A 15,579-nucleotide genomic window follows, 5' to 3' on the forward strand; every position below is an offset into this window, starting at 1 on the left:
CCTAGACTGCACCCCACATCAGGAGAACCCCATGAGCATCCAGGTCGGCGAACGCCTGCCCGAAGTCGCACTCAAGCGCATCAACAACGGCATCGAAACGGTAGACACCCGTTCGCTGTTCGACGGCCGCAAGGCGGTGCTGTTCGCCGTCCCCGGCGCGTTCACCCCGACCTGTTCGGAAAAGCACCTGCCCGGTTTCGTCGAGCACTTCCAGCAGTTCCGCGACAAAGGCATCGAAGTGGCCTGCCTGGCCGTCAACGATCCGTTCGTGATGCAGGCCTGGGCGCAGAGCCAGCACGTTCCCGAGGGCATGCTGATGCTCGCCGACGGCAACGGCGACCTGACCCGCGCGCTCGGCCTGGAGCTGGACGCCAGCTCCTACGGCATGGGCACGCGCGCCAAGCGCTTCGCGCTGTACATCGACGACGGCGTGGTCAAGCAAGTGCATGTCGAGGAACCCGGCGAATACCGCGTGTCCTCGGCCGAGTACATGCTGCAGCAGGTCTGACCCGCGCCGCATCCGTCGCCACGCCGTCCGGGCCCCGCCCGGCCGGCGTTCCCATCACTCTCCGTATCGCCGAGGTTCCCCGCCCATCCCCCGACCGCCAGGAGACGTCATGTCCGCCAAGCCCGTCACCAAGATCGAAAGCCGCAAGCCCGCCCCGAAGTCCTCGCCGTTCGTCAGCGACATCAGCGCGATCCGCGCACGCGCGCGCAAACACATCGAGGACGGCGCGATCACCGACAGCTACGCCGCGGACCGCCAGGCGGTGATCAAGCTGCTCAACGAGGCCCTGGCCACCGAAATCGTCTGCGTGCTGCGCTACAAGCGCCACTACTTCATGGCCAGCGGCCTGATGGCCGACGCGATCAAATCCGAATTCCTCCAGCACGCCAACGAAGAACAGGCGCATGCCGACCGCATCGCCGAGCGCATCGTCCAACTGGGCGGCGAACCCGACCTCAATCCCGATGTATTGTCCAAGCGCTCGCACGCCGAGTACGTGGAAGGCCACGACCTGCGCGACATGGTGAAGGAAGACCTGGTCGCCGAGCGCATCGCCATCGACAGCTATCGCGAGATCATCAACTACATCGGCGACAAGGACACCACCACCAAGCGCATGATGGAAGACATCCTGGCGCAGGAAGAAGAACACGCCGACGAACTGGCCGACATGCTCGACGGCTGGACCGGCAAGTAAGCATCGTCGGTTGCCGCAAGCGCGGTGAGTCCGCGCTCGGCGGCTTCCAGCCGCGATCATGCCGCGGGTTTGGGCACATCGCGGATCGCGCGGCGGTTACATTCAGGCTTCGCATTACTTTGGCGAAGCCGAACATCCAGAGACTTCAGCGCCATCCTCGCAGGTCGTCATTCCCGCGAACGCGAGCTCCGCTTCACTTCGGCGATAGCCGAACATCCCGTGTCTTTCGTGCGAGAACGCTTGAAGTCGCTGTATGTTCGGCTCCGCCGAAATAAAGCGGAGCCCGCGAACGCGGGACCGTCGGGCAAAAACAAAACCAACTGCACTGGCAAACGCCTCATTAACAATTCGCTGACGAACCCATAAACGCTCACCCGGCGCCCCCTGTTCGAAGCGCCCGCGATCGCGGCAGACTCGATCGCATGAGCAGACACATGGAAGTCTCCCGCTTGCGCGCTTATCTGGAGCGCGCGCACTGGCCGCGTTTGCAGATGAGTCTGATCGTGCTGGTGACCGGCGCGATCGGGTTCCTCGCCTCGTACTGGATGCTCAACTCGGGGCTGCAGGCGATGTGGCTGCGCTACCCGCTCGCGGCGGGCCTAGCCTATCTGGCGTTCATGGTGCTGCTGTGGACCTGGGCGCGCACGCACGGCCGCGATTTCTGGGACAACTTCGATCTGCCCGATTTCGGCTCCGGCTCTAACAGCTCGGGCTCTGGCGGTTATTCGCCGCAGTGGCAGTCCGGCGGCGGCCAGTCCGGCGGCGGCGGCGCATCGTCGTGGTTCGATCGCCCCTCCTCGCTGTCCAGCCGCGGCGCGAATTCCTCCGGCGGCGACTGGTCGCCGGCCGAGGCGCTCGACGACGCGGTCTGGGTGTTGGTCGCGCTGGCCATCGCCGCTGTCGCGCTGCTGGCGATGGGCTGGGTGATCTGGATCGCGCCGGGCCTGATGGCCGAACTGCTGCTCGACGTCGCCCTGGCCGGCGGCCTGTACCGGCGACTGCGCCGGATCGAATCGCGGCACTGGCTCAGCACCGTGCTTCGCCGCACCGCGCTGCCGTTCCTGGGCGTCGCGCTGATCGCCGGGCTGGCCGGTTACGCCGGCGCGCATTACGCGCCGGGCGCGGACTCCATCGGCGATGTGATTGCCGCGCACGCCGCGCGCTGAGGCCGCGGCAACGGCTCAGAACGTCACGAACACCTGATTTAGCCGATCCATGTACGCGCGCTTGGCCGAAGCGTCGATGAAGCTGCCTTCGAAGCTGTTGGCCGCCAGTTGCCATGCCTGACGCGCGCCCAGGCCGGTAGCGGCGAAAGTCTGCGTGAAGTTCTGATTGACGTAACCGCCGAAGTAGGCCGGATCGTCCGAATTCACCGTCGCCACCAGACCGGCATCGAGCAGCGCGCCCAGATTGTGCTGGCTCAGCTGCTCGAACACGCATAGTTTCAGATTCGACAGCGGACACACGGTGAGCGGGATGCGGTCCTGCGCGAGCCGCTTCATCAGCGCCGGGTCTTTCACGCTCTGCACGCCGTGATCGATGCGTTCGACCTTGAGCACGTCGAGCGCGCTCCACACATACGCCGGCGGCCCCTCCTCGCCCGCGTGCGCGACCAGGCGCAGGCCCAGCTCGCGGCAACGCGCGAACACCTGTGCGAATTTCTCCGGCGGGTGGCCCAGTTCGCTCGAATCCAGGCCCACGCCGATGAACTTGTCGCGCAGCGGCAAGGCCTGCTCCAGGGTCTCGAAGGCTTCGCGCTCGCTCAGATGGCGCAGGAAACACAGGATCAGCAATGCGCTCACGCCCAACCGGGCGCGCGCATCCACGCAGGCGCGGTGCAGGCCGTTGATGACGGTCTCCATCGCCACCCCGCGCGCGGTGTGCGTCTGCGGGTCGAAGAACATCTCGGTGTGAACGACGTTGTCGGCCGCGGCGCGCTGCAGATAGGCCCAGGCCATGTCGTAGAAATCCTGCTCGGTGAGCAGCACGCTGGCGCCGGCATAATAGATGTCGAGGAAACTTTGCAGATTGGTGAAGGCGTAGGCCTCGCGCAGCGCCTCGACATCGGCATAGGGCACGCTGAGGCCGTTGCGCCGGGCCAGGGCGAAGATCAGCTCCGGCTCCAGCGAGCCTTCGATGTGCATGTGCAGCTCGGCCTTGGGCATGGCCCGCAGCAGCTCGGGCAGACGCTGCGCATCGATATGGGCGAATGCCGCCTGGGTGGGGGTGTCATGAGTCATTGGAACTCCTGTGCCTGCCAGGATCGGTTGCGAACCGATCCGGTGGGAAATCTGGTCGATGCCGCAAGACGACTGCCTCGCGCCTCACTGCCGCAGGCCGCGTTTTTATACCGGGCGGCCGTTACCCGCGATGTATACCACCGCGCCGATGCGGATGCAGCCGTCCCGCCTCGCGCGCAACGCAGCGACGGCGACGCGCGGCCGGGTCGGACACCTTGCGCTACCATGCCGCTCATCCCTCGGCGTATCGGGTTCGCGAACTCCCATGGCCTATCGTCGCAGCGAACTGACCTTGTTCCGCCTGTTCGGCGCGCCGGTATTGGTGCATTGGACGGTGCTGCTGATCGTCCTGCTGGCGTTGTTGTTCAGTCGCGATCCGCTCGTGCTGAGCGCCGGCTTCGCCGCGTATCTGTCGCTGATCCTGGTTCATGAAATCGGCCATGCCTGCATCGCCCGGTTCAACCGCCTGCGCGTGCACGAGTTGCTGGTGTTCCCGCTGCACGGCTGGTGTCGCTACGAGGCCGGACGCACGCGTGGCCAGGACATCGCCGTGGCCTGGGGCGGCGTCGCCGCGCAAGCGGTGTTGTTCGCGGTGGCCGTGGCCTTGTCCATCCTGGCGCCGAATCCCGGCGGCCCGTTCGGCCCGGCCCTGGCCGCGATCGTCCTGGTGTGGGGCCCGCTGAACCTGTTGAACATCGTGGTCAATCTGCTGCCGATCGCGCCGTTCGACGGACGCACGGCCTGGGGCGTGCTGCCGTGGGGGCTGCAACGCATCCGCTCGTCGCTGCGCGCGCCGGCCAAGGCAACCGCGACCAAGAAACCGCCGGCCGCCGAAGCGAAGAAAAGCACGAACGAGAAAGTGGTTTTGCTGAGCGAGCGACGCAAACGGCGTTGAGCCGGCGACTCCGCGTATGCGAGCGCCGCCGTCGTTCGCCTAACGCAAAACCTTGAACCGCACCCGCGACCACGCGCCGGTATCGGCCAGCGCGGTCAGGCTGTGCTCGCCGGCTTCGCCGAAATCGTGATCCAGGCGCGAGCGGCCCTGCGATTCGCCGATCAATCGTCCGTCGAGCAACCAGCGCACGCGCGCATCGCTGCCGAGCGCGCGCACCGACAAGCGCAGCGGCGTCGCGCTGCCCGGCGCGCGGGCCAGCGTGGCCAGATCGTCGATGCCTTCGATCCGCAGTTCTTCGACCGCGTCGCGGCCGTCGTCGATGCAGTCCGGCGACAGCGGCGGCAATCGCGAGGCCTTGCGCGTATCGGCGGCCAACCAAGGCGACGCCAAGGCAGGCCAACGCGCCAGCTCAAGCGCCTTGCGCTCGTGCGGCGCCGAGCACTCGCCCGACAGACGCAGGCCACTGCGCGCATCGACCTCATACCTCTCGACGCCCGCATTCCACAAACGCGCATCGCGCTCGGCCAAGGTCGGCGGCACCGAGCCGTCCAACGTCCACGCCTGCAAGCGGCGATGACACAGCTGCGGCGCCTGCGGGTCCGGCGCCACGCCCAGCGGCCAGCACACCTCGATCTGCCGCACGTTGGCCGGCGGCGGCCGCGGCACGGAGTCGCCGCGCAGACGCGGCAGGCTGTCGATCACTTCGAACAACAGCGGCAGCGCGGTGACCGCGCCGTACTGGCCGGGCAGCGGCGTGCCGTCGGGCCGCCCGACCCACACGCCGACCGTGTAACGCCGCGTGCTGCCCAGCGCCCAGGCATCGCGGAAGCCGTAACTGGTGCCGGTCTTCCAGGCCACGCGCGGGCGCGCGGCGGAATCGAAGGTTTGTTCGACGCTGCCGGGGCGCGGGTTGGCTTCGAGGATTTCGCGCACGATCCATGCCGCGCCCGGCGACAGCAGGCGGCGTTCTGTTTTCTGCGAGCCCCGTTGATAGCGCACGCGCCCGGCGATGCCGCCGCGATTGAACGCCGAGTACGCGCCGACCAGATCCTCCAGGCGCGCGCCGGTGCCGCCGAGAATCATCGCCAGATTCGGCTGCGCTCCGCGCGGCCATTGCAGGTCGATGCCGGCGTGGGCCAGGCGCGCGGAGAACCGCGCCGGGCCGACCCGGTCGAGCAGATCCACCGCCGGCACGTTGAGCGACAAGCGCAGCGCCGTGGCCGCGCCCACCGGCCCGTTGAAGGCGGCATCGAAATTGCCCGGCCGGTAGCCGTGAAACGATTGCGGCGCATCGACGAACAGGCTTTCGGAGTGGATCAGCCCATCGTCGATCGCCAGTCCGTACAGGAACGGCTTCAAGGTCGAGCCGGGCGAACGCCAGGCCTGGACCATATCGACGTGGCCCAATCGCGCCGCATCGCCGAAGGTCACCGAGCCGACATAGGCGCGCGCTTCCAGGCTGGCGTTGTCGACCACCAGCAGCGCCGCCGAGGTGCGCTCGGGCAAGCTGGAGAAATACGCGCTGAGCCGGTCTTCCAAGGTTCGCTGCAACTGCGGATCGATGGTGGACACCACCCGCGCCGCGTCGGGATTTTCGAAACGCAGCCGCTGCGCGAGCAAGGGCGCGTAGCGCGGCGGCTGCAGCGAGCGCGCGACGACCGGCTCCACCCGCGCATCAGCGATCTGCGCGCGCGACCACACGCCCAACGCGGCCATTCGCGCGAGCACCTTGTCGCGGGCGATGCGCGCGCGCTCGGGTTCGCGATCCGGGCGCAGGCGGCTCGGCGATTGCGGCAGTACCGTCAACAGCGCGGCCTCGGCGTGCGACAGGCGCGAGGACGGCTTGCCCAGATAGGCCCAGCTGGCCGCCTCCACGCCCTCGACCGTGCCGCCGAACGGCGCGCGGTTGAGATACAGGGCGAGAATCTGCGTCTTCGACAGATGCGTTTCCAGTTGCAGCGCGCGCAGCATCTGCCGGCTCTTGGCCCACAGGCTGCGGCGATGTTCGCCGGGCTCGGCGTCGAGGATGCGCGCGACCTGCATGGTCAAGGTCGATCCGCCCGACACCACCCGCCCGCTGCGCAGCCACTGCCCGGCCGCGCGCAGCATCGCCACCGGGTTGATGCCCGGATGCTTCCAGAACCAGCGGTCCTCGTAGTTCAACAGCGCCTGCAGGTACAGCGGCGAGACTTGTTCGGCGCTCACCGGATAACGCCACACGCCGTCGCGGTCGGCGAAGGCGCGCAGCGGCGTGCCGTCGCGCGCGACCACCACCGCGCCGGCATCGCGCGGTTTCGGCAAGGGCAGCGGGAACGCCAGATCCAGCAGCATCGCCGCGATCATCAGCGACAACAGCGCCAGCAGGGTTTTCAGCGCGACCCGGCGCGCGCGGCCGCGTGCGACGGCGCGAGGGGATTCGATGGCGGCGGGCGATGTGGACAAGAGCGGCTGGCGATGAGGTCAAGGCAACGAAGGTGAAACGCTTGCGCGCAGGGTACGCGGCCGACCGGCGTGGGGATCGCGGCCGCGGCGGCCGCGCTCAATCGCCCACATCGTGCTCTTCGTGATCGGCCAGATACAGCTCGCCTTCGATCAGACGGAAGTTCATGCGGTACCCCGCTCCGCCGCTCTGCGGCCACTGCAACATGGCGGTGGCATCGACCACATAGCTGTCGTCCACGACTTCGAGCATGGCGCCGTCGGGCGCCAGATCGATCTGCAAGGCGCGCTCGCCCGGGGCGGCGCCGTCGCGCCGGGTGACCGAGGCGAAGCGCCGGTGCTCGTCGATGCGGCTCAACTGCACGTGGCTGAGCATGCCGACGGTATCGATGAAGGCGCGGCGCCGCTGCGCGTCGGCGAACACGGCTTCTGGCTCGGCGGCGTTCTTGCCCGCGGCGGTGGGGCCCGGACGCAGATGTGCGGCGAGATCGCTGTCGCGGCCGGCTTGCAGGGCCTCGCGCATGGCCTGCAATTGCGCGATCACGCGCTCCTCCGGCGTTTGTTCGACGACCCGGCGCAGCGCCTTGCCGTCCCATTCGAAGGCGTAGTAACCCAGCGTCCTGGGAAACGGCAGCATGCACGCCTCCAGGCCGTCGACCCACAGGCGGCCGTCGCGGATCCCGCGTACCTGCGGGCAGTCGGCGAACACGTCGGTCTGGTCCGGCTGCAATTGCAGGCCGTCCTCGCGCGCCAGCAACAGACGCACGCGCTTGGCGACGTGGCGCATCGCGCCCTCCTCGCCGATGCCGTACTCGATCACCACATCGTTGCGGCCGTCGCGATCGAGATCGCCGACGAAATGGCCGACGTCGAAACGGTCGAACCCGGGATCGGCCTTGCGTACGATCGCATCGGCCTGCTCGATCAGCGGGTCCAGCGGCGGCGTGTCGTGCGGCGAGGTGCCGCCCCAGTTCAAGGCCGGGTCCGTGGCCGGATTGATGGAGGCATCGGCCGTTTTAACCGGCGCCGCCGGTTCGACCGCGCCGCCTTTGCCGTCATCGCCGCCGCAACCGGCCAGCGCCAGCAACGCCGCCAGCGACGCGGCGCGCGCGGCGCGCGCGGCGGGAAGCGCGAAGCTTCCCGCCCGGAACGCCGGACTCACGGCTGGCGCACCGACAAGCTGGCCGGGCTGGCCTTGCCGACACCGCGCAGCTCGGGACGGTACATGTCCTCGACCAGCGACGGCGGCACCGTGTAAGTACCCGGCGTCACCGCGCGCACCAGATAGAACACGCGCGCGGTCTGGTTGGCGTCGAGCTTCAGCGCGGCGATGTAGCGATCGTCGCGGAACTCCTCGTGCTTGACGTCGGCGGCGCTGGAACGCTCGGAGACTTCGATCCCGTCGACCACCACGCCGGCCCATTGCTTGCCGTCGCCGAGGTTGAAGTTCTCGATCTCAAGGCCGGCCGGCAACAGATCGGTGAGCAGCGCGTCGGGCATGGCGCTGTGAGCCTTGATCTTCACCTGCACGATCAACGCCTCGCCCTCGACCAGACTGCCTCCGCTCCAATCCTTGCCCTCGGTGGTGTAGTACTTGCGCGCGACCTCGATCTGCGAATCGTCGGCGGCCGGCGCGGTGCGCGGCACGCCGGCGACTTCGAAGCTGGCGTACAGCGGCGGCTGGCCGCTGGGCGCGAAGCTCACGCCGGAGGCGAGCGTGGCGTAGTCGAACACGCGGCCGATCAGCTTGGCCGGATCGGCGTCGGTGGAGGCGCCGGCCACGGTCCAGCGGCCGGAGATCTGCTTGCCCTGCTCGGCCATCAAGGCCTTGCCCAGGCGCGCCAGGGCGACCTGTTCCTGCGTGCTCAGATACAGCCAGCCGCTGTTGCGGCGCGCATCCAGATCGCGGCCCATCGACACCGTGCGCGCGTCGTATTCGGGCTGCGACAGCTTGTGCTCGTGCACCAGCGCGATCATCAGCGCGTCGTCGCGCAGGCGGCTGCCGTAATCGCCCAGATACGGCGGACGCTGGGCCGGATCGCGCGCGAAGCCTTCCTTGATCGCCTTGCCGCCGCGCGCCTTGTCGCCCTGCAGCGACAGCGCCAGGCCCAGGTGCACCAGCGGCAGACCGGTCAGGCTCTGCTTGCGGTCGTTGTCGTACAACGCGCGCAGCGTTCCCAGCGGCGCGCGGTTGACGCGGGCCAGCACGTAACCAGCGTGGGCCTGATAGGCGAACTTCAGATGTTCGCGCCGGTCGTAGCCGTAGAACGAGGCATTGCCGGAGAGCAGATCCTCGCTGAGCACCTTCAGCGCTTTTTGCAGCATCGCCTCGGGCACGGCGAAGCCGCCGTCGCGCGCATCGAGCAGGAACTCGACCACGTACGGCGTCAGCGCCGGGTTGACGGTATCGCCGTCGCCCCACATCGAGAAATGGCCCGAGGCGATCTGCATCGCCGCCAGGCGGCCGAACGCGCCTTCCATGCGCGCGCGCCGCTGTTTGGCGTCGATGCCCTTGACCCCGAGCATCTTCGCCGTGGCCTCGTCCAGTTCCAGCGCGGCATAACCCTTGCTGGTGGTCTGCTCGGCGCAGCCGTAGGGATACTCCAGCGCGCCCTGCAATGCGCTGGCGAAGGGAATCGGCGGCAGCGCGCTGACCACCATGCGCGCGTTGACCGAATCGGGCATCAGGCCGTCGGCGAAATCGGTACCGAGCTGGACCGCGCCGATCTCGTCGAGCACGCGGGTGCGCGAACGCAGCACCGACGGCCAGGCCGGACGCACCGGCAGATCGTAGCGGCGGTCGACCTTGTAGCCGTTGCCGTCCACCCGCACCCGCACTTGCGCGGTGGTGTAGCCCTCGCGCGCAGCGACCGGGAAGGTCAGGGTCTTCTTGGCTTCCACGCCCAGGCTGAGCTTGTGCTCGCCGTCGCTGAGCGACAGCGGGCCGATGCCTTCGACCTTGACCGCGAACTCGCCCGGCTTGCCGGTGAAATTCTGCACGTCGAGGGTGACGTTGCTCTTGTCGCCCGGCGCCAGCACACGCGGCGTGCTGGCTTCGGCCAACACCGGCGCGCGCACCACGGTCTCGGCGTCCTTGTTGCCGTAACTGCCGCCGGAGTAGACCAGGGCCGAAACGCGCACAGTGCCGTTGAAGTCGGGCACGGCGAGCTTGATCCGGGCGATGCCCTGCGCGTCGAGCTTCACCGGCCCTGCGAACAGGTCGACGGTCTGCACGCGCGCGGTCGGACGCCGCGCCTGCGGCAAGGCCTCCAGCGCCATGTCGCCGCCGAAACGGATCTTGGCGGTGTCGCCTTCGTAGCTTTCGATCACCCGCCCATACACGTCGTAAGCATCCACGCCCAGGCGACGCTGCGCGAAGAAATGCGCGGCCGCGTCCGGCACCGGGAAGCGGGTGATGTTGAGGATGCCGACATCGACCGCGGACACGGTGACGTAGGCGTCCTTGCCGGCCAGTTGCGGTGCGCTGACGATCACCGGCAGATCCTGCTCGGGCTTCATCAGCTTGGGCACGTTGATACCGACGGCGATCTTGCGATCGCGCCGGTCCATCGGCACATGGACCACGCCGACCGCGCGCGCCGGGGTGATCTTGCTCGGCGCGCTGCCGCCGCGGAACACCAGCGCGGTCACGTAGATGTCGTGACGCTCCCAGTCGGCGGTCACCGGAATCTTGAACTTGCTGCCGGCCTTGGCTTCGATCGCCTGCACATAGAGCATGCGGTCGGCTTCGACCATCAGCAGGCCAGGGCCTTCGTGCGGCGGGGTGATCGCGACCTCCAGCGTGTCGCCGGCCTTGTACGAGGTCTTGTCCAGCGCCAGCTTGACCTTGTCCGGGCGCGCGTCCAGGCCGCGGTTCTGATCGTCCCAACTCCAGCCGGCACGGAACGGATAACGGGTGGTGAGCTTGGTCGCCGGATCGAACACGTCCAGGCGGTATTCGCCCCACTCCACCGGGAAGCTGAGCTTGGCCACCGACGCGCCGACATCGACGTTGCGCACTTCCACGTCCTGATAGCGGCGGGTGAAGTCGTAATCCCAGCCGCCGTCGTCGGCGTAGTTCCAGTGGTAATCGCGATGTTCGCGCACCAGGGTCACGCGCAGGCCTGTGGCCGGACGCGTCTTGCCGTCGCTGCCGACGCGGGTGATCTCGAAGCCGGCGTTGCCGTTGCTGTCGGTGCCGTCCTTGTCGTCGAACAAGGGCCGCACGCCGACCAGCGCATCGGCCGGCCACAGCACGCGCTTGACGCTGCGGTTGACGCTGCGGCCGCCGGTTTCGTACACGCTGCCGGTAACGATGGCGGCGATGGTGCTGACCGGCTTGGCCTCGTCCGGCAGGGCGATGTCCTGGGTCAGCTTGCCTTGCTCATCCAAAGTCGTATCGATCACGTCCTTGGCTTCTTTCGGCAAAGTCAGGGTCGGATCGCCGAAGAAATAACCCGGCAGTTGTTCCAGCGGATGCTGCTCGACCGCGACGGTCATCTTCGCGGTGAAACGGTTGCCCGCGGCCGGCGCACCGTACAGATAGGCCGCGTCGACGCCGAGCTTGAACGGCTGGCCGGGCTTGAGCACCGGCTGCGCGCTCAGATCCATCTTCAGCCGCTCGGGCAGGAATTCCTCGATGCGCAGGGTCATGCCCTGCACCGCTTCCTTGCTGCTCGGATCGGTGCGGAACTCGACCCGCCAGCGGCCGGTGGCGGCGTCGGCGGGAATCAGCTGCGAATGGCGCACATAACCCTGCGCATCGGGCTGCAGGCGCGTTTCCAGGAAGGTCTTGCCGTCGGGCTGCACGTAGCGCAGGAACACCGGCTGCAGGGCCTTGCCCTTGGCGTCGATCGGCTTGCCGTCCTGGTCGCGCAGCAGCGCCGACAGCCGCACGGTCTCGCCGGGGCGATACAGATCGCGGCCGGACCAGGCGAACACGTCGAACCAGGCCTGCTCGCGGCCGGCGACGGCGAATTCGGACAGGTCCAGTGCTGGCTGGTTGAACGGCAACATCGACACGTCGCTGCCCTTGCTCGCGATCAGCACGTGGCCGGCGTCGAGCTTGTAGCCGAGCATGGCGTTGCCGTTGCCGTCGGTCTCGCCCTTGAGCACCGGCTCGCCTTGCGCGTCGATCACTTTCAACGTCACGCCGCCGACCGCGCCGCCCTTTTCCAGCGAGGCCACGTGCACGAACAGCTTGTCCTTATAGGCGCGCGCGTGCAGGCCCAGGTCGCTGACGGTGAAGAAGGCGGTCTCGAACTCGTCCTTGAACTGGCCGGCGCGCTTCATCACCGCGAAGTACAAGCCCGGCTCCTGCAGTTCCTTGATGTCCTGCAGCGGCAGATAGGTCAGCACGCGCTCGTTGGGCTTGCCGCCGAGCACGAAGCGATTGACGTAGACCGGCTCGGCCAGCTTGGACAGCGGCTTCTTGTCGTCCCAGTCGCGTTCCAGTTCCCAACTGCCCTTGCGGCCGCCGCGCTGATATTCGGAGAAGAACTTCGGCAGTTCCTTTTCCTTGACCCGCAGGAATTCGACATCGACCTCCGGCACGTTGATCGACACCACCGGCAGGCCGCGGCTGTCGCGCGCCGGCAGCACGCTGCCCTGCGAGGCGAAACCGACCACCGGGTCCAACGGACCGGTGTAGACCTGCTTGCTGATCGGCTGGCCGATGCGGTCGCCGGCCGCCGCGGTGAGGCCGGCCTTGATCGTGACGGTGTAGTCCTTGCTCGCTTCCACGTGCGGGAAGCGCAGGATCTTGCCGCCGTCGTCCAGCACCCAGCCGCCCTGCACCGCCGCGCCGTTCTTGTCGGTCACCGCGAGCAGTTCGTCGAAGCTTTGCGTGCCGACCAGCGGCTGGCTGAATTCCAGCGCGATCGCCAGTTCGTCGCCGCGCTTCTGGTCCGGATAGGCTGCGATCAGGGCGAAGCCCTTGACCGCTTCGCGCTTGGCCTGGATCGCTTCGCCGCTGACCGTGGGCAGCTGGCCGGTGGTGTCGCGCTTGCAGCCGGCGACCAGCGCGGTCGCCGCGATCAGCAGCGCCGCCGCCGTGCGCGCCCAGGCGCCGGGCCGGCTCGCGCCGCGCGCCGCGTAGAGGGTTGAGAGAGCGGTTTTATCCGCGAGTCCATCCAGGGGCTTAGCGCGCATCATGCGTATCTCTCAGGAAACTGCGACTGAGTATAGAACGAGCGCATGCAAGCGGTAATCGCGCAGCGAGCTGTGTCGCCGTGGCCGGCGGTGAGCGATCGACTGGGTCGGCGCGGGGTTGCTGTCGCCTGCGCGAGTGCGCGCCGCGTACCGGCGCGCCGATGCGCTCGCGGCCTCACCGCGAACATGTCGCGCCACCGCTCGATCCACGTTTTGTGCCGGTGCACAAATTTCGCCCATATACCCCGGGCATTACCAAAAGTTATGGACGGCCCCGCGTGGACAAGAGTGCTGCGCCGCGTCGCATATTCCCGGCGACGGCTATCACGGCACGGCATTGACTAACGCCGGAAACGATGAATTCCGATTATTCGAAGCGATCGCGGCACCGATGCATGCAGCCAGACGCAGCGGCGAAATTCAATCGCGATCACATTATCTTTCCGCCGACATTTAAAAATCGATCCGCTCGCCACGATTATTTATGCTGCGTTGCAACATAAGCAATGAAACATTATTACCGAAGATATTATTCGGTGCGCAAACAGGGAAAATAGCCAAAGCCAATCAGCGCAAGGCTTTCAGCCCAATTCCCACTACTGCCGGGAAAATCACCGCCGCCGGCCCTGTGTGATCGCCGCCGCCCGATTTGACCGATCTTCCGGCCGATCCCTAGCGTCGATTCCGTCGAACGGCCTCGCCGCGCGGCATCCGCACAAATCCCTCTCCCAATCGGACGCGGATACGAAACATCGCGAACCGGCCGCGAATATCGCGGCCGTCATTTAATCACTCACTTCGGGGTATTAACGATGAACCGCAACGTATCGGTACTGAGCTTCGCTGTTTCCCTCGCCCTCGCCGCCGGCGCTGCCGGAGCGGCCCAACGCGTGGATCTGCACAGCGTGGACGTCGCCAAACTCGACCAGCAATTCAAGGCCGCCACCGCCAGGTCCGGGGTCGCCGCCAAGGCCAACGTGCGCCATTCCGAACTGATCGCGCTGGACGCCGACTCGGCCCTGAGCCAACTCAAGAGCAGCCAGGACGCCGACGGCTCGCACAACTACCGCTACCAACAAAGCTTCCGCGGCGTACCGGTGTTCGGCGAGCACGTGGTCGTGCGCGAAGACGCCCAGGGCAACGTGCGCGCCCTGTTCGGCCGCTCGGTCGCCGGCCTGGCCGCGGACCTGCCGACTCTCGACGCCAAGCTCAGCAGCGCGCAGGCCTTGAGCCTGGCCAAGGGCGCCGCGCTCGGCAAGCGCGCGGCCACGCTGCGGGTCAGCAACGAGAACAGCCGCAAGGTGATCTACCTCGACGATACCGACCGCGCCCATCTGGCCTACGCGGTCGATTATTTCGCCGACGCTCCCAAGGGCGGCGAGCCGACCCGGCCGTTCGCGATCATCGACGCGCGCAGCGGCAAGGTGCTCAAGCAGTGGGAAGGACTCACCCACGAACTGGTGGGCACCGGCCCCGGCGGCAACCAGAAGATCGGCCAGTACGAATACGGCAGCGGCGGCCGTCCCTTCCTCGACGTCACCCGCAACGGCAGCACCTACACCTTCAACACCGCCAACGTGAAGACGGTGAATCTCAACCACGGCACCAGCGGCTCGACCGCGTACTCGTACGCCGGCCCGCGCAACACGGTCAAGACCATCAACGGCGCCTACTCGCCGCTCAACGATGCGCATTACTTCGGCAAGGTCGTGTTCGACACCTACCAGGCCTATCTGGGCATCTCGCCGCTGACCTTCCAGCTGAGCCTGCGCGTGCACTACAGCAGCAATTACGAAAACGCGTTCTGGGACGGCCGCGCGCTGACCTTCGGCGACGGCCGCACCACCTTCTATCCGCTGGTCTCGCTCGATGTGGTCGGCCACGAGGCTTCGCACGGCTTCACCGAGCAGCAGTCGGGCCTGATCTACTCGGGCCAGTCCGGCGGCATCAACGAATCGTTCTCCGACATCGCCGGCGAAGCGGCCGAGTTCTTCTCGCGCGGCCGCAACGACTTCCTGGTCGGCGCGGACATCTTCAAGGCTTCCGGCCGCGCGCTGCGCTACTTCGCCGATCCGACCCGCGACGGCCGCTCCATCGGCCACGCCAGCAACTACACCAACGGCCTGGACGTGCACTACTCCTCGGGCGTGTTCAACAAGGCCTTCTACATTCTGGCCAACAAGCCGAACTGGGGCACGGTCAAGGCGTTCAAGGCCTTCGCCAAGGCCAACAAGGACTACTGGACGCCGAGTACCAACTTCAACCAGGGCGGCGTCGGCGTGCGCCAGGCGGCGGCCGATCTGGGCTACAGCACCGCCGACGTGGTCAACGCGTTCTCGCAGGTCGGCGTGAACGCGCAATAAGATCGCGCGGCGCTTGCCGCGGCGCACATGCTCATCTCCCGGTGTGCGCCGCCGCGGCTTGCGATCGCGAAGGCAACAACGAAAACCCCGGTCTCGGCCGGGGTTTTCTTTTGCCGGTACGGCATTGGCGCGGCTCACGGCACGAGCCGATCGCCCCGGACTCCGATCCGGACGGATCACCGTGCCCGGTTCGAAGCCGGGCGCTACTGCCGTTGTGCGGCGCCGTTCCGGTTTTTGAAAAACGACTTCGGCTTATGAATAAACATAATAATCGAATAGTGCTATGC

At 67.3% G+C, this 15,579-nt stretch carries 9 protein-coding genes; 5 read left to right on the plus strand and 4 right to left on the minus strand.

The window, feature by feature from the left end:
• Positions 1 to 31: 31 nt before the first annotated feature.
• The 3 genes from LG3211_RS12340 (at position 32) to LG3211_RS12350 (ending at position 2,371) form a co-directional block, all read left to right on the plus strand.
• Positions 32 to 508, plus strand: a complete 477-nt coding sequence (locus LG3211_RS12340; protein WP_057943112.1) for a peroxiredoxin — start codon at positions 32 to 34, stop codon at positions 506 to 508.
• 109 nt (positions 509 to 617) lie between these two features.
• Positions 618 to 1,205, plus strand: a complete 588-nt coding sequence (locus LG3211_RS12345; RefSeq protein ID WP_057943113.1) for a ferritin-like domain-containing protein — start codon at positions 618 to 620, stop codon at positions 1,203 to 1,205.
• A 434-nt stretch (positions 1,206 to 1,639) separates the two neighbouring features.
• Entirely contained in the window at positions 1,640 to 2,371 is a 732-nt protein-coding gene (locus tag LG3211_RS12350) for a hypothetical protein (RefSeq protein WP_057943114.1), read from the plus strand.
• Between the two features lie 15 nt (positions 2,372 to 2,386).
• Here the strand turns inward: LG3211_RS12350 and LG3211_RS12355 are convergent, their stop codons facing one another.
• Positions 2,387 to 3,445, minus strand: a complete 1,059-nt coding sequence (locus tag LG3211_RS12355; RefSeq protein WP_057943115.1) for an adenosine deaminase — start codon at positions 3,443 to 3,445, stop codon at positions 2,387 to 2,389.
• 265 nt (positions 3,446 to 3,710) lie between these two features.
• On the opposite strand from LG3211_RS12355, the gene LG3211_RS12360 reads away from it, so the two are divergent.
• Positions 3,711 to 4,340, plus strand: coding sequence for a zinc metalloprotease (locus LG3211_RS12360; protein WP_057943116.1), 630 nt, complete (start codon positions 3,711 to 3,713; stop codon positions 4,338 to 4,340).
• Positions 4,341 to 4,379: 39 nt separating this feature from the next.
• On the opposite strand, the gene pbpC is transcribed toward LG3211_RS12360, so the two are convergent.
• The 3 genes from pbpC to LG3211_RS12375 form a co-directional block, all read right to left on the minus strand.
• Positions 4,380 to 6,713, minus strand: coding sequence for a penicillin-binding protein 1C (gene pbpC, locus LG3211_RS12365; protein ID WP_237049895.1), 2,334 nt, complete (start codon positions 6,711 to 6,713; stop codon positions 4,380 to 4,382).
• Positions 6,714 to 6,879: 166 nt separating this feature from the next.
• Positions 6,880 to 7,941, minus strand: coding sequence for a hypothetical protein (locus LG3211_RS12370; protein WP_057943118.1), 1,062 nt, complete (start codon positions 7,939 to 7,941; stop codon positions 6,880 to 6,882).
• Positions 7,938 to 12,929 (minus strand): alpha-2-macroglobulin family protein, encoded by a 4,992-nt coding sequence (locus LG3211_RS12375; protein ID WP_083512890.1) that lies wholly within the window; start codon positions 12,927 to 12,929, stop codon positions 7,938 to 7,940. Before LG3211_RS12375 ends, LG3211_RS12370 begins: the two co-directional genes overlap by 4 nt.
• A gap of 812 nt (positions 12,930 to 13,741) precedes the next feature.
• Here LG3211_RS12375 and LG3211_RS12380 point away from each other — a divergent pair.
• Positions 13,742 to 15,292 (plus strand): M4 family metallopeptidase, encoded by a 1,551-nt coding sequence (locus tag LG3211_RS12380; protein ID WP_057943119.1) that lies wholly within the window; start codon positions 13,742 to 13,744, stop codon positions 15,290 to 15,292.
• Positions 15,293 to 15,579 lie beyond the last annotated feature (287 nt).

Source organism: Lysobacter gummosus, assembly GCF_001442805.1.
Taxonomy (GTDB): Bacteria; Pseudomonadota; Gammaproteobacteria; order Xanthomonadales; family Xanthomonadaceae; genus Lysobacter; species Lysobacter gummosus.